General features: G+C 45.7%; 27 protein-coding genes and 1 pseudogene. 22 read left to right on the top strand and 6 right to left on the bottom strand.

Features of this window, described 5'->3' with window-relative positions; translation table 11 throughout:
• Positions 1-268, top strand: a pseudogene (locus EAO36_RS06685) (methyl-accepting chemotaxis protein); the annotation flags it as partial.
• 47 nt (positions 269-315) lie between these two features.
• On the opposite strand, the gene EAO36_RS08765 reads toward EAO36_RS06685, so the two are convergent.
• Both EAO36_RS08765 and EAO36_RS08770 read right to left on the bottom strand, forming a co-directional pair.
• Positions 316-840, bottom strand: coding sequence for an HpaA family protein (locus EAO36_RS08765; RefSeq protein WP_328588052.1), 525 nt, complete (start codon positions 838-840; stop codon positions 316-318).
• Positions 821-1126 (bottom strand): HpaA family protein, encoded by a 306-nt coding sequence (locus tag EAO36_RS08770; protein ID WP_235852398.1) that lies wholly within the window; start codon positions 1124-1126, stop codon positions 821-823. The genes EAO36_RS08765 and EAO36_RS08770 overlap by 20 nt, the downstream gene beginning before the upstream one ends.
• A gap of 176 nt (positions 1127-1302) precedes the next feature.
• Here EAO36_RS08770 and EAO36_RS06695 point away from each other — a divergent pair, with 176 nt between their 5' ends.
• Positions 1303-2685 (top strand): phosphomannomutase/phosphoglucomutase, encoded by a 1383-nt coding sequence (locus tag EAO36_RS06695; RefSeq protein ID WP_120955884.1) that lies wholly within the window; start codon positions 1303-1305, stop codon positions 2683-2685.
• Between the two features lie 56 nt (positions 2686-2741).
• Positions 2742-2876: a hypothetical protein gene (locus tag EAO36_RS08955; RefSeq protein ID WP_268877236.1), complete on the top strand. Its 135-nt coding sequence runs from the start codon at positions 2742-2744 to the stop codon at positions 2874-2876.
• A 309-nt stretch (positions 2877-3185) separates the two neighbouring features.
• Here EAO36_RS08955 and EAO36_RS06700 read toward each other — a convergent pair whose 3' ends face one another.
• Both EAO36_RS06700 and ispF read right to left on the bottom strand, forming a co-directional pair.
• A complete protein-coding gene (locus EAO36_RS06700; RefSeq protein WP_120947981.1) occupies positions 3186-4112 on the bottom strand; it encodes a response regulator in 927 nt (308 codons plus the stop codon).
• Positions 4109-5356: a 2-C-methyl-D-erythritol 2,4-cyclodiphosphate synthase gene (gene ispF / locus EAO36_RS06705; RefSeq protein WP_120947982.1), complete on the bottom strand. Its 1248-nt coding sequence runs from the start codon at positions 5354-5356 to the stop codon at positions 4109-4111. The genes EAO36_RS06700 and ispF overlap by 4 nt, the downstream gene beginning before the upstream one ends.
• A gap of 87 nt (positions 5357-5443) precedes the next feature.
• Between ispF and thiC the strand changes: the two genes are divergently transcribed.
• The gene (gene thiC / locus EAO36_RS06710) at positions 5444-6781 is read left to right on the top strand and encodes a phosphomethylpyrimidine synthase ThiC (RefSeq protein WP_120955890.1); all 1338 of its coding nucleotides are present in this window, start codon (positions 5444-5446) and stop codon (positions 6779-6781) included.
• Here the strand turns inward: thiC and EAO36_RS06715 are convergent.
• Positions 6778-7143 (bottom strand): c-type cytochrome, encoded by a 366-nt coding sequence (locus EAO36_RS06715; RefSeq protein WP_185962980.1) that lies wholly within the window; start codon positions 7141-7143, stop codon positions 6778-6780. The two genes, thiC and EAO36_RS06715, sit on opposite strands and share 4 nt — an antisense overlap.
• A gap of 58 nt (positions 7144-7201) precedes the next feature.
• Between EAO36_RS06715 and folD the strand changes: the two genes are divergently transcribed.
• Genes folD through nspC form a run of 10 tightly spaced genes read left to right on the top strand, consistent with a single transcriptional unit; the run spans position 7202 to position 15682 of the window.
• On the top strand, positions 7202-8056 hold the full coding sequence (gene folD / locus EAO36_RS06720) for a bifunctional methylenetetrahydrofolate dehydrogenase/methenyltetrahydrofolate cyclohydrolase FolD (protein ID WP_120947983.1): 855 nt from the start codon (positions 7202-7204) through the stop codon (positions 8054-8056).
• A 1-nt stretch (position 8057) separates the two neighbouring features.
• Positions 8058-8927, top strand: a complete 870-nt coding sequence (gene lepB / locus EAO36_RS06725; RefSeq protein ID WP_120947984.1) for a signal peptidase I — start codon at positions 8058-8060, stop codon at positions 8925-8927.
• Positions 8928-8943: 16 nt separating this feature from the next.
• The gene (rpiB, locus tag EAO36_RS06730; RefSeq protein WP_120947985.1) at positions 8944-9372 is read left to right on the top strand and encodes a ribose 5-phosphate isomerase B; all 429 of its coding nucleotides are present in this window, start codon (positions 8944-8946) and stop codon (positions 9370-9372) included.
• Positions 9366-9698: a hypothetical protein gene (locus tag EAO36_RS06735; protein ID WP_120947986.1), complete on the top strand. Its 333-nt coding sequence runs from the start codon at positions 9366-9368 to the stop codon at positions 9696-9698. Before rpiB ends, EAO36_RS06735 begins: the two co-directional genes overlap by 7 nt.
• An 8-nt stretch (positions 9699-9706) precedes the next feature.
• The gene (gene apt / locus EAO36_RS06740) at positions 9707-10255 is read left to right on the top strand and encodes an adenine phosphoribosyltransferase (protein ID WP_120947987.1); all 549 of its coding nucleotides are present in this window, start codon (positions 9707-9709) and stop codon (positions 10253-10255) included.
• Positions 10256-10264: 9 nt separating this feature from the next.
• Positions 10265-10897, top strand: coding sequence for a DedA family protein (locus EAO36_RS06745; RefSeq protein WP_120947988.1), 633 nt, complete (start codon positions 10265-10267; stop codon positions 10895-10897).
• A complete protein-coding gene (locus tag EAO36_RS06750) occupies positions 10891-12372 on the top strand; it encodes a leucyl aminopeptidase (protein ID WP_120955885.1) in 1482 nt (493 codons plus the stop codon). Before EAO36_RS06745 ends, EAO36_RS06750 begins: the two co-directional genes overlap by 7 nt.
• The gene (gene ychF, locus EAO36_RS06755; RefSeq protein WP_120955886.1) at positions 12372-13472 is read left to right on the top strand and encodes a redox-regulated ATPase YchF; all 1101 of its coding nucleotides are present in this window, start codon (positions 12372-12374) and stop codon (positions 13470-13472) included. Before EAO36_RS06750 ends, ychF begins: the two co-directional genes overlap by 1 nt.
• 34 nt (positions 13473-13506) lie before the next feature.
• Positions 13507-14478: a chemotaxis protein gene (locus tag EAO36_RS06760; RefSeq protein WP_120947991.1), complete on the top strand. Its 972-nt coding sequence runs from the start codon at positions 13507-13509 to the stop codon at positions 14476-14478.
• Positions 14432-15682: a carboxynorspermidine decarboxylase gene (nspC, locus tag EAO36_RS06765; protein WP_162983273.1), complete on the top strand. Its 1251-nt coding sequence runs from the start codon at positions 14432-14434 to the stop codon at positions 15680-15682. Before EAO36_RS06760 ends, nspC begins: the two co-directional genes overlap by 47 nt.
• Here nspC and prmC read toward each other — a convergent pair.
• On the bottom strand, positions 15679-16515 hold the full coding sequence (prmC, locus tag EAO36_RS06770) for a peptide chain release factor N(5)-glutamine methyltransferase (protein WP_120947993.1): 837 nt from the start codon (positions 16513-16515) through the stop codon (positions 15679-15681). The genes nspC and prmC overlap by 4 nt on opposite strands.
• A 174-nt stretch (positions 16516-16689) precedes the next feature.
• Between prmC and EAO36_RS06775 the strand changes: the two genes are divergently transcribed.
• The 8 genes from EAO36_RS06775 to EAO36_RS06810 all read left to right on the top strand — a co-directional run.
• Positions 16690-17742 (top strand): D-alanine--D-alanine ligase, encoded by a 1053-nt coding sequence (locus tag EAO36_RS06775; RefSeq protein WP_120947994.1) that lies wholly within the window; start codon positions 16690-16692, stop codon positions 17740-17742.
• Positions 17742-18467 (top strand): alpha/beta fold hydrolase, encoded by a 726-nt coding sequence (locus EAO36_RS06780; RefSeq protein ID WP_120947995.1) that lies wholly within the window; start codon positions 17742-17744, stop codon positions 18465-18467. Before EAO36_RS06775 ends, EAO36_RS06780 begins: the two co-directional genes overlap by 1 nt.
• Positions 18467-19933 carry a Mur ligase family protein gene (locus EAO36_RS06785; protein WP_120947996.1) on the top strand — a complete coding sequence of 489 codons (1467 nt, stop codon included), beginning with the start codon at positions 18467-18469 and terminating at the stop codon, positions 19931-19933. The genes EAO36_RS06780 and EAO36_RS06785 overlap by 1 nt, the downstream gene beginning before the upstream one ends.
• A gap of 9 nt (positions 19934-19942) precedes the next feature.
• Positions 19943-20437: an HIT family protein gene (locus tag EAO36_RS06790; RefSeq protein ID WP_120947997.1), complete on the top strand. Its 495-nt coding sequence runs from the start codon at positions 19943-19945 to the stop codon at positions 20435-20437.
• Positions 20438-20439: 2 nt separating this feature from the next.
• The gene (locus tag EAO36_RS06795; protein ID WP_120947998.1) at positions 20440-21375 is read left to right on the top strand and encodes a ribose-phosphate pyrophosphokinase; all 936 of its coding nucleotides are present in this window, start codon (positions 20440-20442) and stop codon (positions 21373-21375) included.
• Between the two features lie 10 nt (positions 21376-21385).
• Positions 21386-22612: an adenylosuccinate synthase gene (locus tag EAO36_RS06800; protein WP_120955888.1), complete on the top strand. Its 1227-nt coding sequence runs from the start codon at positions 21386-21388 to the stop codon at positions 22610-22612.
• A 1-nt stretch (position 22613) separates the two neighbouring features.
• Positions 22614-23042, top strand: coding sequence for a flagellar FliJ family protein (locus EAO36_RS06805; RefSeq protein WP_120948000.1), 429 nt, complete (start codon positions 22614-22616; stop codon positions 23040-23042).
• Positions 23035-23594 (top strand): MotE family protein (locus EAO36_RS06810; RefSeq protein ID WP_120955889.1); only part of this gene is annotated, 560 nt, incomplete at its 3' end. The genes EAO36_RS06805 and EAO36_RS06810, both read left to right, overlap by 8 nt.

The following is a 23594-nucleotide window of genomic DNA, read 5'->3' on the forward strand; positions in this document are numbered from 1 at the left end:
TGAGGTGCGCAAACTAGCCGAGCGCACCCAAAAATCTTTAGGCGAGATTGAAATCAACACCCAGTCCCTCACCCAATCCATTAATGATAGCGCGCAAGCTATAAGCGAGCAAACACAGGGGATTGCCCAAATTAACGAGGCCATGCAAGAATTGGAGCAGAGCGTAGCGCATAACACCCAAATTGCGGCCACTTCCTCAAACATCAGCGAAAATGTGCAAAAGATCGCCCAAGATATTCTCAAAGAGGCCAGTAGCAAGAAATTTTAGCCTAACGGGTCAGCCATCTGTAGGCTTGTTTTGGTGAGCAGAAGGGGCTATTTTCTAATTTGATCAATGGCCTTTCTATATTGCTTCAAATCAGCATTTTTGACCCAAGAGATAATTTTTTTCATCACAACTCCATAAGCCTTGCTAAGGATGGTTTGGATCGCATCGTCATGGTTTTTGTCCATTCTGCCACCAACTGTATTTGCCTCATCAAAACTATCCAGACTTGTTGCGCCACGGCTGACTGAGTTTGCGCCCGCAAAACTATCCGAACTTGTAGCTTCTTGAAAATACGAATAAGTGATGGCATGTTCTGCACCGACATTGATGGCAAAGTTGTGGGTAGTCCGCCCCGTCTTGGGTTCAAAGAATTTGAACAAGACAGCACCAGCACTTTGATCCACCGTTGTTTTCATATGAGTGTCCTCTGGATCGTCTGTGTTAATGTCTGCATCGACCAATATACCTACCCATCCTCTGATTTTTAAAATGGAGTATATTTTACTTTTTTGCTCGGGCGTTAAATTTTGTGCAGATGCCAAGTGTATGATGTTATAACCTTTTTTTTTCAAAAATCTCTTGCACCTGCCTCACTAAAGCATTTTGGAATCGTTGGATATAGGGCTGGACATTTTCATCTGCTTGGATATGTGGGGCTAAGATGGCAATCGTATGGTTGTTGGCATCCTCTTGGCTAATAGCGATGGGGTAGTTAAAGTCTAGGGGAGTAGCACTTTTCTTAAGAGTTGCGTGCTTTTTGGCTTGGTTGGTTTTTGCACCCGTGTCTATAGCACAGCCTGAGAGTGCGAGCGATATCCCCATCAGTGCCAATAACATGTCCTTTGTAATCTTGCGCATGGGACTCCTTAAAAGTTAAAGAAGTTGCCATTTTGGGATTTTATTTGTTAATTTTAGTTTAAAGTGCCATGATCTATTCTGCAATTTTTAATTCAAACCCCACAAGGGGGTTTTTAGAGTGGCTTTAATCAAATGGGGATAAAATGGGGAATGGGGGAGCCATATAAAGGAGAACTATGCAACTTGATCCTAGCATTTTTAGAGAATACGACATCCGGGGGATTTTTGGGCAAAATCTCACCCAAGAGGTGGTCTATAACATTGGTGTGTATTTGGGTCGCTTGATGGCTCTAAGCGGGCCATGTGTGGCGGTGGGCTATGATGCGCGCACACATTCACCGCTTTTGTTTGAGTGGCTTAAAAATGGTTTGCAAAACTCTTTAGAGGTCTATGATTTGGGCTTGATCCCCACCCCTATAGCCTATTTTGCAACCTTTAACAAAATTGAGGGGATCAGCATCCCCCACTCGATTATGATCACGGGCTCGCACAACCCACCTGATTACAATGGGTTTAAAATCACGTTGGACCAACAGCCCTTTTATGGCGCACAAATCCAAGCTCTCAAAGAGGAGATTGCCAAGCAACCCCTAGCATATGCCCCCAGCCTCAGCACGCCCAAAAAACTTAATGCTCTTAGGGCTTACCATGAATATTTGATCCAAGCCTTTAAGCACCTCCAAAACTTCCCCCGAAAAATCGCGCTGGATTTTGGAAATGGCGTGGGGGCTTTGGGGCTAGAACCCGTGCTAAAAGCACTCAATACCAATTTTGATAGCCTCTATTCTAATCCGGATGGGACTTTCCCTAACCACCACCCCGATCCCAGTGAAGAAAAAAATTTAGCCACTTTAAAGGCGTACATGCAAGCACAAGGCATAGAAATTGGACTCGCCTTTGATGGCGATGCCGATCGAATCGCCCTACTCACACCTAAACGTACCTATGGGGGCGATGAGTTGGCCATTGTGCTAGCCGAGCAGATGTTAAAACAGGGTATCAAGCCCCTAGTGATTGGGGAAGTCAAATGTTCGCAAGTGATGTATGACACCATTAATAGTTTTGGTGAGGCATTGATGTATAAAACAGGGCATAGCAATTTAAAAGTCAAGCTCAAAGAAACAAGGGCGCATTTGGCGGCTGAGATGAGCGGACATCTCTTTTTTAACGATCGCTACTTTGGCTATGACGATGCCCTTTATGCGGCTTTACGCCTCTTGGAGCTGTTAAGCCAACAAAGCCCTCAAGAATTAGAGGCGCGTATGCAGGCCCTGCCCTATTCTTACAAAACTGCAGAAGAAAAAATCAACGTGCCCGAGGAGCGAAAATTCCAAATCATTGAAAAGCTTAAAAACTCTCTCCAAGCACCTTTGCCACCCAATTTCCCACCCATTGTTAAGGTGATTAACATTGATGGTGTGCGGGTGATTTTTGAGCATGGTTTTGGGCTGGTGCGTGCGAGCAACACCACCCCCACACTAGTCATGCGTTTTGAGGGCAAAGACCAAACTTGTGCAGAGCACTACAAAAAGAGCTTGCTGGACTTGCTAGAGCTATAAAGGAAAGTGGGAGGGAGACTCCCCCCAAGGGGGGGAGGGAGAAACCGCAACTAGTCTTGATTGTTGCTGTTATTGCTGTTGTTGCTATTGTTGCTGTTATTGCGGTTGCTGTTATTGCTGTTGTTGCTATTGTTGCTGTTCCTGCTGTTATTGCTGTTGCTGCTCATAACATACTCCTTTCATGGATTTGAAAACCTCAGGATCTGCTAGACTGGAGTCCAGCAAACCCCTCATTTTCATAGCCGTAGTTTAGCGTAAGTCTTGTTTACTTTGGTAAACAGACTGATATAAAATCTTTCAAGCTATAATAATAAACTTTAAGTTTCTCATAATATGTCTCTAGTTTATTACCATAGCATAATCAAGAATCATGCACATGTGCCCTTAAGCCCCGCAGTTATCGCAAAATTCTAGTGCTATTTTTTGGGTTGGTGCCAGTACAAATGATTCTGCAAAAATCCAAGCAAAGATTTGGGTCTATCCCATATCAAAGCAAGAACTCACTCCAATACGATTTTTTCACTAACCACATTAGGTTTTCTAGGCAAATTATAGCGGCGGCGTTTCTCCCAAAGAGATTTGCGGCTAATGCCTAGCCTCTTGGCCAATTCGGTGTCAGTGTAACAAGGGCTAAACTGCTGGATGGCATTTTTTTCATAATCTTGGATGGAGAGCAGACCTGAGGGGATCAAGGGCTCCTCACCCTCCAAATAATGCACGACCCCCTCAAATTCCAGACTATCATGCCCGACAAAAGAAACCATCGCATGGTGATTGGGGAGTGTTTTTAAAAGTTTTTCGCGATCTTGGTGGCGCAAAACCTCTAAATGTGTGATGTAGGTTGCATGCAAGTGGCTAGGTTCGTGTTTGAAAACTTCTTGGATGCTATGGGTTTTTAAAGAAAAAAACTCCAAGTCTAGCCCATTGACCCGAGCATAGTTTAACGCAAACAAGTCGGCGGTGCTTTGGGTGTGGCTGTGCAAAACAAGAGGGAGGGAATCTTCACAACTATAGCTCACATTGAGGTCTTGGGTTATGAAGTCTAAATAGCGTTCATGGACCCCTGCACGCACCATCGCCTCTTTGTAAGCTTTGTGGTAAGTGATCTTGCGAATCAGCTCATCCATTTTAAAGGGCTTTAAAATATAATCCCTAGCACCCGCCTTGATCGGGCGATTGACACTATCCTCACTCACAAACGAGGCCATCATGATGGTGATCGCCTTCGAGTTTTTACGCACAAAGTGCTCACAACGATCCACACAGACCTTAGAAGAAATCAACACCACATCGTAATCTTCTTTAAAGTGGTGGAAAATACTCGAAGCACTTTGGCATTTATAGCCCAAACTGCTCAAAGCAGAGGCAATGCTTTGGGCCAAATGCACCTCATCTTCAATGATTAAAACGCTCTGTGTTCTGTTCATCTTGCTTGGGTGGGTACCAAGATACTGGTTTGGACCAACACTTGTGCGCCCACGCCCTCCTTTCTTCCAATAAAGCCTAAGCCCTCTGTTGTGGTTGCTTTCAAATTGATTTGGTGGGGCTGGATTTTTAAGAGTTTGGCTAGATTTTGGCAAATTGCCATTCTATAGGGAGCAATTTTAGGGATTTGGGCAAATAAGGTGGTATCGATGCCCACCACCACATGCCCTAAATTTTGCACCAAGCCATAAATGCTTTGCAACATGAGGGCTGAATCCATGCCCGCATAGGCAGGATTTTGATCGCTATAATACATGCCAATATCTCCACCCTTGATCGCCCCTAATAGCGCATCTATCAGGGCGTGCAAAAGCACATCCCCATCGCTATGTGCCTTAAAGCCTTGCTGTTGGCTATCTTTAGGATCGATCTCCACACCCCCTATTTTCATAACTTTATTGGGCTCAAATCCATGCACATCAAAACCCATCCCAAAGGAGTGGTTAGAAACTTGCGACTGGGGGGGCAGATCGCGCGCATAGGTGAGTTTATGCAGGCGCGTGCTCCCAGAGATATAGGCTACCCGCGCGCCCAAGCTCAAGATCGCACTACTCTCATCACTAAACGCACCAGTGGCATAAGCTTTTTTAAGCACGGCCGTGCGGCAGAGTTGGGGGGTTTGCACACACCGTACCCCATCGCGATTAAGCACTTGGTTATCTTGGTAGATCAGCGTATCACTTGCGGGTAAGCTAGGGGCTACACAATCTAAAACTTGCTCATGCATGGCTGAAAATAAATTGTGCAAAACAGGGTAATCCAAACAAAAGCGCGCCACATCGCTCACCATCACCAGGGGTGTATCAACCAGATCGAGCGCATTTTGCACGGATTGTTGGCGGGTTTTACCCCCCAAAATCACGCTAACTAAGGGATCACTAAAACGCTGTTGGAGATAAATTTGCTCTACCGGGTGGCTGACCACTAGAAAGATTTGCGCAAAACATGCCGTGCCTTGAAAATCCCGACACACCTTTTCTAACAAGGGCATACCCTCTAAGGGCCACCATTGTTTTTTGATCTTAAAAGCACCTTCCAAACTTTCCAAAAAGCGCACACTTGATCCAGCTGCAGGCAAGATAAGCGAAACACCCATAGACCTGAAAGCCTGAAAATCTAACAGAGAAACAGACATATCCAACACACACAATCCATCATTTATAAAAGTAACAAAATATTCTAGCATTCTAAATCTTAAAGGGGTGTTAGTACGATTTAAGCCAGCATTTAAAAGCTTATGTTAGGGTGCAAGATTTTAAATAAAGGAGAAGAGATGAGCCGTGAGTACTGCGCCAAGCGCGCCAACGACCCCATTAAAACCCAGTTGCACTACGCCAAAAAGGGCGTGATCACTGAAGAGATGGCTTATATCGCCAATGTAGAAGAGGTGAGTCCCGAGCTTGTGCGCTCTGAAGTGGCGCGGGGGCGTTTGATCATCCCAGCCAATATCCAGCACCAAAATTTAGAACCCATGGGCATTGGGATCGCGCTCAAAACTAAGATTAACGCCAATATCGGTAGCTCTGCCATCATCCACTCTGTAGAAGAAGAGGTAGAAAAATTGCGGGTTGCTATGAAATACGGAGCGGACACGGTGATGGATCTCTCCACTGGGGGGGATTTGGACGCGATTCGCCAAGAGATTATTAACGCCTCTAGTGTACCCATTGGCACTGTGCCGATGTATCAAATTTTGCACGATGTGCATAACGATGTGATGCAACTAGACATTGAGACGATGCTAGGGGTGTTAGAAAAACAAGCTAAACAGGGGGTGAGTTATTTTACGATTCACTGCGGGTTTTTGCTCGAACACATGCCCTATGTGAGTCAACGCAAAATGGGCATTGTGAGTCGGGGGGGGAGCTTGATGGCAGCTTGGATGATGCATTACCACAAGCAAAACCCTTTTTATAGTGCTTTTGATGAGATTCTAGCCATCTGCCAACAATACGATGTGAGCTTGAGTTTGGGCGATTCTTTGCGCCCGGGATGTCTAGCCGATGCGAGCGACACCGCCCAATTTGCCGAATTGAAAGTGCTAGGCGAGTTAGCCCAAAGGGCGTATGAAAAAGATGTGCAGGTGATGATTGAGGGCCCCGGGCATGTGCCCTTGAATCAAATTGAGCGCAATGTCAAACTCCAACAAGAGTTTTGCAACCAAGCCCCCTTTTATGTGCTAGGACCTTTGGTAACCGATATTGCGGCCGGATACGATCACATCGCTAGCGCGATTGGGGCGTGTGTAGCCGCCTGGAAGGGAGTGGCGATGCTTTGCTATGTAACCCCTAAAGAACATCTAGGCTTGCCCAATGCTAAAGATGTCAGAGAGGGGATTTTAGCCTACAAGATCGCCGCCCATGCCGCTGACATCGCGCGCGGTCGGGTGAATGCACGGGTACGCGATGACTTGATGAGCGATGCTAGGTATGCCTTTGAGTGGAACAAACAATTTGAGCTCGCCTTGGATCCCGATCGCGCTAGAGAGTATCACGATGAGGCTTTGCCCCAAGAAGTCTTCAAAGAGGCGGAGTTTTGCTCCATGTGCGGCCCCAAGTTTTGCAGTTACAAGGTGAGTCAGGATATTTTTAAGAATTACAAGGGGGCTTAGGGTTTGTTTTCTCTAGTGGAGGCAAGGTAATAATAAATTGCCTTGATCTCATCGGGGGTTAGGTTGTATTTGGGCATGATGGATTTGCCATTGGTGAGGGCTTTTTTAAAGGCTTCAAACTCTAGGTTGTTGATGGGAGGGGCTTTGATGGAGTGTTGCTGGTTATCTTGGGTATAGCTGGTGATCACTTGTTCTGTGCCCAAAGCCCCATGGCACTTGGCACAACTGATGTTGCGGGGGTTGTTGTAAAGTTCCTTGCCATATTCGGCGGTGGTGATAAAGCTATTTTCTGTGGCTAGGCTGGTGCCAACCAGTAAAAACAAGCCACGCAACAGCCTTTGTAGGTAAGTGATTGTGCACATCGTCCCTATCTTTCAAAAATTTTGATTATAATAGCACAAAAACTTTAGCGAGCTTAAGATGGTTTTACTAGACGGGCAGGCATTGGCAAAGCTAAAAGAAAAGGAGCTGTGTAGTGCAGTGCAGAGGCTCTCTTTAGTGCCTTGCCTAGTGGTGATCTTGGTAGGTCAAGACCCCGCAAGCGTGCTCTATACTAATATGAAAGTTAAGGCGTGTAAGCGTGTGGGGATTGCTTGTCATTTGCAAAGCTTTGAATCCGCAATCTCTCAAGATCGTTTGCTCCAAGCCATCAAAGCCTATAATGATGACCCACAAGTGCATGGGATTTTAGTCCAGTTGCCCTTGCCTACACACATGGATACCAGAGAGGTGATCGAGAGCATTGACCCGCATAAGGATGTCGATGGTTTCCACCCGCTCAATATCGGGCGGGTCTATTCTAATAGTGCTTCCAAAGGTTTTTTACCCGCTACGCCCATGGGGGTGATGGAATTACTAGAACATTACCAAATCCCTATCAAAGGGCAAGATGTTGCCATTATTGGGGCAAGCAATATCATTGGTAAGCCCTTAGCCTCTTTAATGCTCAATGCCGGAGCGACCATTAGTTTATGCCACATTTTGACTAAGAATATTAGTTTTTACACCCAAAACGCCGACATTGTGTGTGTGGGGGTAGGCAAACCAAAGCTCATCCAAGCCCCCATGATCAAACAAGGTGCAGTGGTGGTGGATATTGGGATCAACAAGGATGAACAAGGTAATATTGTGGGTGATGTAGATTTTGATGGTGTGCAAGAGAAGGTGAGCTACATTACGCCCGTGCCTAGGGGTGTAGGGCCGATGACGATTTCTTGTTTGTTGCAAAATACCCTTTTAGCGGCCAAGAGGGTAGAGACTTCTTCAAAGGATTAAGATGGCGTTGTTAAAAAGTTTGCGGGATTTTGCGCTGAGCTGGGTGGGCACAATTGTGTTGGTGCTCTTGGCAATTTTCTTTGTTGCCCAAGCCTTCGTGATTCCCTCCCGCTCTATGGTGGGCACTCTTTATGAGGGGGACATGCTTTTTGTCAAGAAGTTTAGCTATGGCATTCCCTTGCCCAGACTCCCATGGTTGGATTTTTCCTTGCTCCCTGATTTTAGAGGGAATGGGCATTTATTTGAGGGCAAAAGACCCCAAAGGGGTGAAATTGTGGTCTTTATCCCCTACACCAATAAGGGCTACTGGGTCAAAAGACTTTTTGCCACTGGGGGCGATGAAGTGATTTTTAATCAAGAGGGCTTTTATTTGCACCCCAAAGAGAGCGACAGCGATCCAGATTACATCTCCAAACACTTCCCCAACCACCAGATCAAGCAATTTTTAGGTAAGGACTTCGTTTTTGCGCCCTATGCCTCCAAACACCCCGGGATTTTTTATAGCCAAAATAACATGGCTTTTAGCAATATGCAGATGCTCCATGCAACCCAGCCCTTTGGCGTGGCGATGCAACTCATCGACCTAGAGGGCACCCCTGCCTTTTATAGCAAGATCGAATCCGATCACTTCTTTATGATCGGGGATAACCGCGATGATAGCACTGACTCGCGTTTTGTAGGGAGTGTACCCTATAGCCACATTATAGGCACGCCGTGGTTTGTCTATTTTAGTATCAACTTAACCAATAGTGTTGAGGCTAACACCAAAAACCCTAAAAATCTCTTCACCGTACGTTGGAAACGCATGTTTAAAAGCGTGGAGGGCTTGGAACACCAAATCCCCACACCCCGCAAGCAAGTGGGGAGCTGATGCAAATTTAAAGGTTGTGGTGGGTTGCGACCATGCGGGCTTGGATTTGGCTCACTTTGTATATACGTTTTTGCAACAAAAACAGGCCCAGATTACGATGTTTGCGCCCCCTAAGGGGCAACGGGTAGATTACCCCGATTTTGCCCATCAAGTGAGTGATGCCTTAAAGCAGGATTGCCAAGCCAAAGGTGTTTTGGTGTGTGGGAGCGGGATTGGCATGAGTATGGCTTGTAATAGAGTGACTGGCATGCGCGCTGCTCTCTGCACAGATGCCTACATGGCTAGAATGGCAAGATTACACAATGATGCCAATGTGCTCTGTTTGGGGCAAAATGTCGTAGGCTTTGGGGTAGCCTTAAGTATTTTAGAGGCTTTTTTTAGCACAGAGTTTGAGGGCGGGCGGCATGTCCTCCGTTTAGCCAAACTAGAGGGGCAACCATGTTAGCTGAGTGGATGCTCATCACGCTCATGGTGCTTTTTGTGGCTTATATGGCGGTACGGGCATTTTTTTACCGCTCCATTGCTAAAAAGCAGGAAAAATATTCGGCATCCATGAAACTTACCTTGCAAGAGGCAGAAGTGTTGATCCAAAAACACCAATTACAGCTACAACGCTCGTTGGGCACCATTGATATTTTAACCCACGAAATGAACGCGCTCAAAGATGAAGTCAAGGTTTTAAAACAGCGTAACGCCCAATACCGCCTAGAAACTGACAAATACAAGGCACGGATCAAAGAGTTAGAACAAAAAATTGAGGCATTATTATAAGGAAATCCATGTTTAGCCAAAAGCTCAAATCCCAGCTTCGCGACAATATTAGAGAGATTGAAAATTACCCCCAAAACGGTATTTTATTTAAGGACATCACACCTTTAATCAGCCACCCAACTTTATTCAGTGCTCTCATTGATGCACTCAAGGATCGCTACAAGCACCACAGCCTAGATTTTGTGGTGGGCATTGAGGCACGGGGATTTATTTTGGGTGCAGCTCTAGCCTATGCCTTGCGGGTGGGGTTTGTGCCCATACGCAAAAAGGGCAAGCTCCCCTCTAAAACCCTGAGTGCAAATTATAGTTTGGAGTATGGCAAGGACAGCGTGGAAATCCATGCCGATGCCTTGCGTGAGATCAAAGATGCCCATGTGATCTTGGTTGATGATTTGATCGCTACGGGGGGGACGGCATTGGCGAGTTTAGAACTCCTAGATAAACTCCAAGCCAAGTGTATTGAAGCATGTTTTTTGATCGCGCTTAGGAGTTTGGGTGGGTTGCAAAAAATCGCTGAACAGGCCAATGTATTTAGTGTTTTAGAGTATGAACGCTAGAGGTTTTGTGTGGAAGCTTTTATTATAGATTTGTGGGACAAATACGCCGCTACTTGGGGTTATCTGATTCTCTTCTTTTGGAGTATTTTGGAGGGTGAAATTGGGTTAATCTTGGCTGGGATTGCCAGTTACGCTGGGCATATGAATATCTTTTTGGCAATTTTGGTGGCTGGCTTAGGGGGATTTACGGGAGATCAAATTTATTTTTATGTGGGCCGCACTGGCAAGCACTACATCAAAAAACGCCTCGAAAAACAGCGGCGCAAACTAGCTCTTGCACATTTGCTTTTGCAAAAATACGGCTGGTTTATTATCTTCATCCAACGCTACATGTATGGCATGCGCACGATTATCCCAATTAGTATTGGGATCACCCGTTATAGTGCCCTGAAATTCGCACTCATCAATCTTTTAAGTGCTTTTGTGTGGGCATCGATCACCATTTTGCTCGCTTGGTATTTTGGCGAGCAAATTTTTGCCTTGCTGGGATTGCTTAAGCGTTATCCTTACCTCGTTATACTATTCTTGGTCTGTACGCTGGGTGGCGTATTTTGGTATTTCAGAGCGCACACAAAAAGGATCGATAAGAAAATCCAAAAAGTCCAGCAGGGCTTAGAACTTAAGAAAGGAAAGGAATGTTGAAACTCAAGTTAGAAGAGACTTGTTTTAAAGCTTTAGAAGCTGATGTGGCAGTTGTGTTTGTGGTGGAGAAGGATTTAAAATCCTCTTGGATACACAATGAACGGCAGCTAGAAACTTTTAATTACGAGGGCGAAGGCATGTTTGTGGATCAGCACCACAAGGTCGTTTATGTGGGCGTGCCTAAAAGCGATGTGCATTTATTTAGAGAAGCCGCTTGCCAAGCGGTTCGTGCCATTAAAAAAATGCACTTCAAAAGTGCCAAGGTGGGACTCTATGCCGCTAAACACTCCGTGGAACAATATGCCCTCTCAGAAACGATGTTGGCAATTTTTACAGGTCTGCAATTTGGCATGTATGAATACGAAACCTACAAGGAGAAAAAGACCAAAACGCACCTCAAAGAGGTTCTTGTAGCCCTAGGCGATGCTAAGGAATTTGCAGAGGAGCCCCATACGCTCAAGGGGGTTTTAGAAAAGAAAATCCACAAAGCCCGTATCTTGGTCGAACATGTCAATTTGGCACGCGATTTGGTCAATACTCCACCAAATGTCGCCAGCGCGCCCTATGTGGCTAAAATTGCCCAAGATTTGGCGGAAAAAAATGGCTTAGACTGTTTTGTGCATGGTGAGGACTATTTGAAAGAAAAAAAGATGGGGGCTTATTTAGCGGTCAATCAGGCTTCTGCTAATCCGCCCCAACTTGTCCATGTGATCTACAAGCCCAAACATGCCAAGAAAAAAATTGTCTTAGTGGGTAAGGGCTTGACTTATGATTGTGGCGGACTGAGTATCAAGACCTCTGAGTACATGATCACCATGAAAGCCGATAAGGGTGGGGCGTGTGCGGTCTTAGCGGTGGTGAATGCCCTAGCGCATCTGGGCGTAGAAGCAGAGGTGCATGCCGTGCTGGGTCTAGCTGAAAACATGATTGCAGGCAATTCTTACCGCCCCGATGATATTTTGATCTCCAAAGAGGGCAAGAGCATCGAAGTGCGTAATACCGATGCGGAAGGGCGTTTAGTGCTGGCAGATTGCTTGAGTTTCGCCCAAGATTTGGAACCCGACTTGATCGTGGATTTTGCTACTCTTACAGGGGCTTGCGTGGTGGGCTTAGGTTCTTATACCAGCGGGATCATGGGGAATAATGAAGAACTCAAAAACCAGTTTGAAAAATCTGCCCTCAAAAGTGGGGAGTTGGTGGCTAAATTACCCTTTAACCGCCATTTACGCAAACTTTTAGATTCTAAAATGGCAGACATTAGCAACATCACCCCCGTGCGCTATGGGGGCGCGCTCACCGCTGGATTGTTTTTAAACGAGTTCATCCGTGAGGCTTACAAGGATAAGTGGCTACACATTGATATTGCTGGACCTGCCTATGTTGAAAAAGATTGGGATGTGAATACCCCGGGTGCTAGTGGGGCAGGTGTGCGCATGTGTGTGCAATTTGTGCTCGATGTCTTGGCCAAGTCTTAATGGGTCTCTCTGTTGGAATTGTGGGCTTACCCAATGTGGGTAAGTCCAGCTTGTTTAATGCGCTCACCCGTACCGCACAGGCCCAGAGTGCTAATTATCCTTTCTGTACCATCGACCCCAATAAGGCTATCGTGGATGTGCCCGATGCGCGCTTAAAGGAGCTAGCCAAGATTGTCAAACCTCAAAAAATCCAGCACTCTAGCGTAGAATTTGTGGATATTGCTGGGCTCATCAAGGGGGCATCTGCTGGCGAGGGCTTGGGTAACCAATTCTTGGGGCATATCAAAGAATGTGCGGTGATCTTGCATGTGGTGCGTTGTTTTGAGGATGATGACATCACGCATGTGAGCGGAGAGGTCAATCCCCTAAGCGACATTGAAACCATAGAGATTGAACTCATTTTAGCAGACATCCAAACCCTCCAAAAACGCATAGAAAAACTAAACAAGCTAGCCAAAAGCAACAAAGAAGCCCAAGCGCATTTAAACCTCGCCCAAAACCTCTTAGAACACCTCAATGCCTTGCATCCAGTGAGTAGTTTTAAAGATAAAAATAACCCTTACTTTGAGGAGTTGGAAAAAGAGTTGCGCTTTTTGAGTGCCAAGAAGGTGATCTATGTGGCTAATGTGGGTGAGGAAGATGCCAGCTCTTTAAATACCCATGCGTGTCGCGTGCGGGATTTAGCCCAGCAAAGAGGGGCGTGTTTTGTGGGTTTGAGTGCCAAGTTAGAGGAGGAGCTAGGGAGCATGGAAACAGCGGAATCCCAAGAGTTTTTAGAAAGTTTGGGGATCAAGCAAAGCGGGTTAGAACAAATCATTAGCCTGAGCTTTCAAGAATTGGGTTTGATGAGCTATTTCACCGCTGGAATCAAAGAGGTTAGGGCTTGGACAATCACTAGGGGCTCGAGTGCGCCAGTAGCTGCGGGGGTGATCCATAAGGACTTTGAAAAGGGCTTTATTAGGGCTGAAACGATCTCTTATAACGATTTTATTGCCTATGGGGGTGAGGCGGGTGCGCGTGCTAAGGGAGCACTGAGAGTGGAAGGCAAAGACTACATCGTGCAAGATGGAGATGTGATGCACTTTAGATTCAATGTCTAGGTGTTATAATAGACCACCTTTTTAAGGAGAGTGCATGACCAATAACTTAGCGCATATCGATCAAGTTACCAGCTTACATAAAAATAACGAACTCCAGCTTCTGTGCTTTAAATTAGGCAAGAATAGAGACCTTTATGCGGTGAATGTGTTTAAAATCCGCGAGGTGGTGAAATATGAGGGGAGTTTGACCATCATCAGCCATGAGCCTAATTCTTTGGTGGAGGGCTTGATTATCATTCGGGAGATGACCATTCCTTTGATTGACATGAAAAAATGGTTCTATTATGACAGCAACAACAAGCAAAAGGACTTGCGTCCTTACCGCGTTGAAAGGGCTGAGGGGGAGGATGATATTATCATGATCTGCGAGTTCTCGCGTTGGACCATTGGGGTGCGTATCTACGAAGCCGATCGCATCCTCAATAAAAAATGGACCGAGATCGAACAGAGTGCAGGCGTGGGGGGCAATACGGGTAATTCTAAATTAGTCAGTCGCACGCGCTATTTTGATGGGCGTTTGGTGCAGGTGGTGGATATTGAAAAAATGCTAGTCGATGTCTTCCCTTGGATTGAAGATGAAAGCCGTGCAGAATTGGAAAAACTCTCCAAAGTCTATAGCGATAAAATGGTTTTGCTGGCTGATGATTCGCCCAGCGTGCTCAAGACCATGCAGGTGATCTTAGACAAACTGGGGATCAAACACTTGGACTTCATCAACGGGCAACAGCTCTTAGATTATCTCTTTGATAAAGAAACCATTGTTGAGGATGTGGGCTTGATCATCACCGATTTAGAGATGCCCGAGGTAAGTGGGTTTGAGGTGATCAGACGGACTAAATTAGACCCCAACACCGCTAAAATCCCCATTGTGGTCAATTCTTCCATGAGTGGGAGTTCTAATGAGGAGATGGCACGCTCCTTGCATGCCGATGACTTCATCTCTAAGTCCAACCCCTTAGATGTGGAGCGTATCATTAAAAATTTCATGCACACTGAGCGGGCTTAGAGTGGATTATCATACCATCCCCTCGCCTTGCTATGTCCTAGAATTAAGCAAACTCCAACACAATCTAGCACTACTAGAGCGGGTACAACAACAGGCAGGAATTAAAATCTTGCTTGCCTTGAAGGGTTTCGCTTTTTGGCGTTGCTTTGAGTGGGTGCGCCCCAGTTTGCAGGGGTGTTGTGCCAGTGGGGTGCATGAGGCGTTATTGGCTTATGAGGAATTTGGTTCTAGAGAGAGTGGGAAAGACATCTGCATTTTTAGCCCGGGCTTTAAAAAGGCAGATATTTTAGAAATCCTCCCCATCGCCACGCACATTATCTTTAACTCCTTTAACCAATACATGGCTTATAAAGATTTGGTGCTCAAAAAAAACCAGCAATTAGATAAATTGGGGCTCTCACCCATTAAGATGGGCTTGAGACTCAACCCGCTTTATAGCGAGGTTAGTCCCTTGATTTATAACCCCTGCGCCCCCTTTAGCCGTTTGGGGATCACGCCCAGTGCTTTTCAGGAGGGTATAGAAAAATACGGACTAGAGAGCATTAGTGGGCTACACTTCCACACACATTGCGAACAGGATGCGCTGGCGTTTCAAAGAACCCTAGAGCACATCTGCAAGCACTTTGGGGAGGCAATTAAGCAAGTTCAATGGGTTAATTTTGGAGGCGGACACCACATCACCAGAGAAGGTTACCAAATAGAGGTATTGACTCAGTTGGTGCAGGATTTTAAAAGTCGCTATACTAATATTTGTGAGATTTTTTTAGAGCCCGGAGAGGCGGTTGGCTGGCAAGCGGGCTTTTTGTTAGCCAGCGTGATCGATGTGGTGCAAAATGATATGCCCATTGCAATCTTGGATGCCAGCATCGCCAACCACATGCCCGATTGCTTAGAGATGCCCTATAAGCCACAAGTGGCTAGGATAAACGCACAAGGGCTAGAGCAAGCCCATTTAGAGCCCCAAGAGAACCCTTGCATGCTGGGTGGCACCAGTTGTTTGGCGGGGGATTTTGTAGGACCCTATGGTTTTAAGAGTCCTTTGCAAATAGGCGATAAGCTCATTTTTCAAGACATGTTACATTACACCATTGTCAAAAACAACACCTTTAACGGGATTGCCCTACCCAGTTTGGGCTTGGTTGAGCATGATCGCTTTAAATTGCTCCAAAAGTTTGATTACACCCACTACAAGGAGCGTAATTAGTTAGTTTGCCTGATGGCAACAAATCCGCGATCCAGCCCAGCGTAGTCGCTATAAAAGCTGGCTTGGTAATTTTTTAACCCCAAGTACTCACTCAAGGATGCGCGGTGGGTAGCCCCCATCTCGCACACCAAGTATCTAACCCGCTTATGGGCCGCCTCATTAATCAAGGCTTTAATGATCTCATCGCCTTGTTCGCCCCCATAGAGGGCAATCTCAGGCTCATAACGTACAGAGGCATCTAAAGGGTAATCCAGCGCAACATAGGGTGGATTGCTCACCACCAAAGTGCGCGCCTGAATATCCACGCCCTCCATCAAAGAGGTTTGGAATAAAGAGATGCGATTTTGCAGATTAAAGGTGGCGATATTGACGCTTGCCACTTCCAAAGCCTCCATCGAAATGTCTGTTGCCAAAATGGAGATTTTAGGGTGGGCGATGGCTAGACTCACCGAAACAACGCCACTCCCAATCCCCACTTCTACCACATTCTTGATCCCATAGTCTTGAATAATTTGAGAAGCTTGATGGACCAAAATCTCGGTTTCCGGTCTGGGAATCAGCACGCGCTCATCAACAAAGAATGAACGCCCATAAAAACTCACCTCGTGGGTGATGTACTCTAAAGGTTTGCCCTTAGAACGCACCTTCACCATGTGCATGAAGTGCTCAAAGGCAAATGCATCTAGTTCCTCTTGGGCATGCATGTGCAAATACACCCGATCCACGCCCAACAAATGACTTAAAAGGGTCTCAGATTCTAATGCGGGGCGCATGCCTTTATCTTTAAGGATTCTCTTAGCCTCATATAAGGCTTTGGAAATATTAACATCCATCAGCAAACCACGATATTGGATTTAGTTTTGCAACCAGTCAGCCATTCTAACCTAAAAAACCTTTAGCCTATTTGAGAGAGAACAATACCAAAAGTAGGGGTGGTGGTATTTTTTAAAAGATTAGATATAATAATAGCAAATGGACGTCTCTTGGCATGTATATAAGGATTAGAAGTGGAATACGGGTTGTTATTTGGTGGCAAAAGCTACGAACATGAAATTAGTATTGTGAGTGCCATTGCTCTCAAGCAAGTTTTAGGCACGCAGATTGCGCATTTTATCTTTTTGGACGGGGCGCACCGCTTTTATTTAATCGCTGAAAAAGACATGCGTTCGCAGTTTTTTTCTAGTGGGCATTATAAAAAGTGCCCCGAGATCGTCTTAAAGCATCAGGGCTTCCACACGCAGGGCCTACTGGGGAGCAAGCCGATCAATATGGAGAGTCTCATTAACCTGATTCATGGAGGTGATGGGGAAGATGGCAAGATTGCCTCTTTTTTAGAGTTTTATGGTATCGATTTTATTGGTCCTCGGGTGGAGGCTTGCGTGATGAGTTACAACAAATACTTTACCAAAATGCTGGCTAAAGAAAAGGGCATTAAAACACTGCCCTATGTATTTTTAGACAAACGCGAAGGTAGTGCGATCAAAGGGCTTTCCTACCCCTTAATTATCAAGCCCAATCGCTTGGGGAGCTCCATTGGGATTAGTATTTTAAAAGATGAAAAAGATATTGAGTATGTATTAGATGAAGTCTTTGAATTTGACAGCCAAGTCATGATTGAGCCTTTTAAAGAGGGCGTGAAAGAATACAACTTAGCTGGGTGCATGGTGAAAAAGGGGGGCGATGATACCGAGAGTGAATTTGTTTTTTCTGTGGTTGAAGAGCCCAAGAAAAGGGATTTTTTGGGCTTTGAAGAAAAATATTTAGACTTTGGGCGCACCCAAAAGGTCAAGAAGGCAGACATTAGTAGCGAGTTAGAAATGCAGATGCGCGCCCTTTTCAAACGCATTTATAACCCCTTGTTTGTCGGGGCAATTATCCGTTGTGATTTTTTTGTCATTAATGATGAAATTTACCTAAATGAGATCAATCCCATTCCCGGGAGTCTCGCCCACTATCTTTTTGAAGACTTTTCAAGCACCCTAGAACGAGTGATTTTGCCCAAAGAAGTATCCATCCCCATCACCTACCACTACATTGAACAAATCCAAAAAGCCAAGTAATGGCTAGGAGGCGTATAAAATATAGGGGGGGTGAATTTGAGATTGCCTATGATTTTTATAACCGATCGGCTTGTAAAAATGTGGTCTTCCTGCATGGTTGGGGGAGTTCTAAGGAGTTGATGCAAATGGCTTTTAAGCCCTATTTTGCTGCCTACAACCATTTTTATGTGGATTTGCCCGGATTTGGCAAAAGCCCTAATGATACTTTTTTGACCCCCAGCGACTATGCCCAAATCATTGATGCCTTTTTTAACTCCTTGCAAGTGTCCCCAGATATTGCGATCGGGCATAGTTTTGGGGGCAAGGTCGCCACTCTTTGTCAAAGCAAACACCTGGTGCTTTTGAGCAGTGCGGGGATTTTAATCCCCAAGTCTTTCAAAACACGCGCCAAGATTAAACTAGCCAAGTGCCTAAAGGCTTGGGGTTTGCAAAAGGCACTTTGCAAGCTAAGAAGTGAGGATGCGCGCGATCTCAACCCAGCCATGTATGAGGTGTTCAAATACACCGTGCAAGAAAATTTTGAAGACCCCTTTAGGGCATGCCAAAAACAGACTTTGATTATATGGGGGCAAGAGGACACCACCACCCCCCTAGAAGCAGGGCAAAAAATCGCCCAGCTGATCCCGCATAACCACTTTGTGAGTTTGCAAGGCGATCATTACTTTTTTTTAAAGCAGGGTGCGGTGGTGGAGGAACATTGTGCGCAATATCTGGAGGGGTTTTGATGGAAATGTTAGATTTGTTGGTGGTGTGGGCGTTTGTCCTAGGACTCAATTACTATTTGATGACCTTATTGCAATGGTATAACTATAGTTTTTACCGCATTTGCACCAAGCACCACAAATGGCGTTGGCATGTCTATCATGCCCTCTTGCCCTCAGGCGTGTTTATGGTAACTCATCTTTTCCATGTCATTTGGTTATTTGATCTCTTTGTGGGCGTGGTGCAACTCCCATGGCTCATTATATGGGCGATCAAATTAGATAAACGCTTGGTTTTTACCCCTCGCGTGTTGCGCTTCTTTGGATTTCTTTTCTTACTCTTAATCGCCGATGCAATCTTAGGTAGTCTGTATGGCAGAGCCCCTTTTGGACTTTATCTCTTGTTAATCGCTCTGGCCCACCTAGGCTCTCAAGGTTTTGAAAAGCTCGCCTCAAGGGGTTATATCCAACTGGCTAAATCCAAGCTCCAGCGCATGACAAATTTGCAGATCATTGCCATCACCGGGAGTTTTGGTAAAACCAGTATCAAAAACTACCTTTACCAAATGTTGCAAAATAAATACAATGTCCATGCGACTTTGGGCAGTGTGAATACTTTGCTAGGCTTGAGTCACGACATTAACAATAACCTAGATGAAACCACCGCCATTTACATCGCCGAAGCAGGGGCGCGCCAAAAGGGAGACATTAGAGCGATTAGCAAACTTTTAGAACACCATTATGCCATCATCACTGAAATTGGCAACCAACACATTGAATACTTCAAAAATATTCAAACCATTTATGAAACCAAAGCTGAACTCTTGGATTCGCCACGTTTAATTCAAGCCTTTTGTTACCACACCAACCCTTTAGAAAAATATTGTCCTCCTGAGCCCAAACAAAAGATTTTGCCCTACCCGGGGCAAATTAGAGGTGTTGAAGCGACTTTAGAGGGCACACGCTTTGAACTCTTTTTGGATCACCAATGGGTGGCTTTTCAAACCAATATCCTAGGGGCTTTCAATGTGGAAAATATCAGCTTAGCGGTCATGGTCGGTTTTTATTTTAAAATCCCCATCCCCCAACTTAAAAAGATTGTTGCTAAACTCAAACCCGTCCCCCACCGCCTGCACCTTGTGCATGTCAATGACAAGGTGATTATTGATGATGGTTTTAATGGCAATTTAAAGGGCATGTTAGAGAGCGTGCGTTTGGCTAGCCTGTATGAGGGGCGCAAAATCATCGTTACCCCGGGCTTGGTGGAGAGTGATGAAGCCAGTAACAAACAACTAGCCCAAGCCATTGATGGAGTCTTTAGCATTGTGATCATCACGGGCGAACTCAATGTGGAGGTTTTTGCCAGCGCGATTGAGCGGCCCCAAAAAGTTTTTTTGAAAGACAAGAGCCAATTAGAGCAAGTCTTGCAAACCATGACCCTCCCTAAAGACTTGATCTTGTTTGCCAACGATGCCCCCAACTACATTTAGGACAAGCCCATGCAACGATTATATGCCCCTTGGCGTAGCCCGTATTTGCAAGAGTTGAGCCACGATCACGATTGCGTATTTTGTGCCATCCAGCAAAACCCGCATTTAGATAGCAAACACCATGTTTTGCACCGCGATTTCCATTGCTTTGTGGTGATGAATGCCTACCCTTATAATCCCGGTCATTTCATGGTGATTCCTAATGCGCATGTGGATAGCCCCGAGCAACTCAGCCTAGAGGTGTGGCAACATTTGCAAATGCGCATTTATCAAGGAGTACAATTACTCTATGCCTTTGGGGCACAAGGGATTAATCTAGGCTTTAATCTCAAAGATGTTGGCGGTGCGGGCATTAGCGCGCATTTACACGGACATTTGGTGCCCCGGTTTGCTAAAGATGTAAATTTTATAAGTGTCATTGGGGAAACACGGGTTTATGGTGTGGATTTTGAGGCAATCTATGCGGATTTAAAGAGTAAATCTGCTGACTACTTCAAGGAGTGAGCATGAAAACGCGGAGCTTTAAGATTTTTAGTGGGAGCGCACATCCTAGCTTTAGCAAGGAGGTAGCAAAACACCTTAATATCGGGCTTTCTAAGGCGGTTTTGGGGCATTTTAGCGATGGGGAGATCAATGTGCAAATCAGCGAATCGGTGCGCGGGCGGGACGTGTGTATCGTCCAGCCCACTTGCGCGCCGGTGAATGATAATCTCATGGAACTTTTAATCATGGTCGATGCCCTTAGGCGTAGCTCGGCTAGTTCTATTACAGCGGTGATTCCCTACTTTGGGTATGCCAGACAGGATCGCAAGGCAGCCCCTAGAGTGCCTATTAGTGCTAAACTTGTAGCCGACTTGATGCAAAGCGTACAGATTGATCGCATCGTTACGATGGATTTACACGCCGGGCAGATTCAAGGCTTTTTTAATATCCCGGTGGATAATCTTTACGGATCGATTGTTTTTAGGGATTATATTTTGGATCGCGACTTTAAAAACCCCATTGTAGCTAGCCCAGATATTGGAGGCGTGGCGCGGGCGCGTTACTTTGCTAACCAAATTGGCATGGATTTGGTGATCGTAGATAAACGCCGTGAGCGCGCTAATGAAGCAGAAGTGATGAATGTAATTGGGGATGTGCAAGGGCGGGATGTGATCTTGGTTGATGATATGATCGACACGGCTGGGACGATTTGCAAGGCGGCTAGCATGCTCAAAGCCAAAGGCGCGCGCTCGGTGATGGCATTAGGCACGCATGCGGTGTTGAGTGGGAATGCGATCAAACGCATTAAAGAGAGCGAACTAGATGAGGTGGTGGTGAGTAATTCCATTCCGCTTAAAGCCCCACACCCCAAGATTCGTGTTTTGAGCGTAGCACCTTTGTTTGCGGAAGTGATTCGCCGGGTTTATCACAATGAGAGCGTGCATTCGCTCTTTGTTTAAGGGAGATCGCATGGCTGATATTGTCTTGGGGGTGCAGTGGGGAGATGAGGGCAAGGGGAAGTTAGTCGATCACTTGGCACAAAATTATGATTTTGTCGTGCGTTTTCAAGGGGGGCACAATGCCGGACACACCATTGTAGCTAATGGACAAACCCATGCCTTGCACTTGATCCCCTCTGGCGTGCTCTACCCACATTGTAAAATTGTAATCGGGAATGGGGTTGTAATTGCCCTAGATGCGCTGGTTAAGGAGATGCAGCCCTTTGGCGATCTTAAGGGGCGGCTTTTTGTGAGTGATCGGGCGCATTTGATCTTACCCTACCATCAAGTTTTAGACATCAACCACGAACAAAACCCTAAAAGGGCGATTGGCACAACCCAAAAGGGGATCGGACCAGCCTACCAAGATAAGATCGCCCGTGTAGGCTTGCGTGTGGGGGATTTGCGCTCCCCCAAACTTTTAAAAGAAAAACTTGCCTTTTTGTCCTCCATGCCTTGCAAGGAGAACATCCCCAGTATGCAAAGTCTAGAGCAATACATAGATACCTACGCCCCCCCTATTCTCCCTTATATCACCGATACCACCGCGCTTTTATGGGAGGCAACAAAGACACAGCAGCGCATTTTACTAGAGGGCGCACAGGGGAGCATGCTAGATATTGACTTTGGGACTTACCCCTATGTGACCAGCTCCACCACTATAGCCCCGGGGGCATGCTCTGGGAGCGGACTTAGTGTCAAAGACATTAATCAAATTATTGGGGTGGCTAAGGCTTACTGCACACGCGTGGGTAATGGCCCCTTCCCTAGCGAGGATTTGGGGGATGTGGGGGTGTGGTTGCGTGAAAAGGGACATGAGTTTGGCACAACAACCTCTAGAGCTAGGCGGTGCGGGTATTTTGATGCGTTGGGTGTGAAATATGCCTGTCGCCTGAATGGTTGCACCCAGCTAGCTCTAATGAAACTTGATGTCTTAGATGGTTTAGAGGAAGTGTTAGTAGGGGTGGGTTATAAAAAAGAGGGGCAAGAGATCGCGCATGTGCCCAGCAACCTAGAGGGCATCACGCCTATTTATCAAAATTTTAAAGGCTGGGAGAGCACAGCGGGGGCGCGCAAGTTTGAGGACTTGCCTAAAGGAGCCCAAGAGTATATTTTAGCCCTTGAAGATTTTATTGGCGTGCCCATTAAAATCATCTCTACTAGCCCTAAGCGTGAAGACATGATTTTAAGGAACTAACATGGATACATTTAGCTCTCTTGTTAAGATCAAGCACCAGATCGCACAACGCTATGAAAGCGACATCATCCACAACCAAAACCAAATCAAGCGCAAACAAGAGGAGCAACAAGAACTTTTAGCCCAACTACACGATCTGAGTTTGCCTGCTTGTGGGGGATACATGGAGTTGAGGCAACTTAGTGCCCTCAAAAAAAATTATCTTTACATGATCGATGAAATCCACACCGAAATTAGCAAACTTAGAAAAGTGGGGTTACATTTGCAGGACTTGCACAAGGCGGCGATGCTGGAATACGAGAAGATCAAATACCTCCAAACCCTTGAAATCCAAAAACAAAAGCAGAAGCTTAAAAAGTTTGAGGATAAGCAGATGGATGCCATTGGCATGGGTGTGTTTTACCAAAACCAAAAGGACAAGCGTGTTTAGGTGGCTCATTTTCGGAGTGTGTGCATTAAATATTTTGGTGGCTACCCCAACTTCTCAAGAATTCTTGCAATGCAATGCCATTTTTGAATCCCGTAAAGCCGAAATAGCTGGCCAACTCCAAAAACTCCAAGAGCGCGCCCAAACCTTGCAAACCTTGCAGAATGAAACCCAAAACCTTTTAGATCGACGCAATGCCAAAGTTAGTGCTAGAGAAAAGGCTCTAGATGCCAAATTAAAAGAACTAGAAACTAAAGAGGCAGATTTTAAGAAGGCACAAGCAGAGAGCGAAAAAAAGATGAAAGATTTGATCGCCAAAAACGAGCAACTCTTAAAAGAGATTAAAGAGGCGAGCACTTCTAAAGTCGCCACGACTTATGCCAAAATGAAGGACTCCAAAGCTGCACCCATTTTACAAGACATGCCCATTGATAAGGCCGCAACGATTTTATCCAAACTAGAGGCTAAGGACATGGGCAAAATTTTAGCCAAGATGGACCCCGCTAAGGCAGCTAGTTTAACCGAAATGCTCCAAAAAGGCCCCCCCTTCATCGC

The organism is Helicobacter mehlei (assembly GCF_003660265.1).
GTDB lineage: Bacteria > Campylobacterota > Campylobacteria > Campylobacterales > Helicobacteraceae > Helicobacter > Helicobacter mehlei.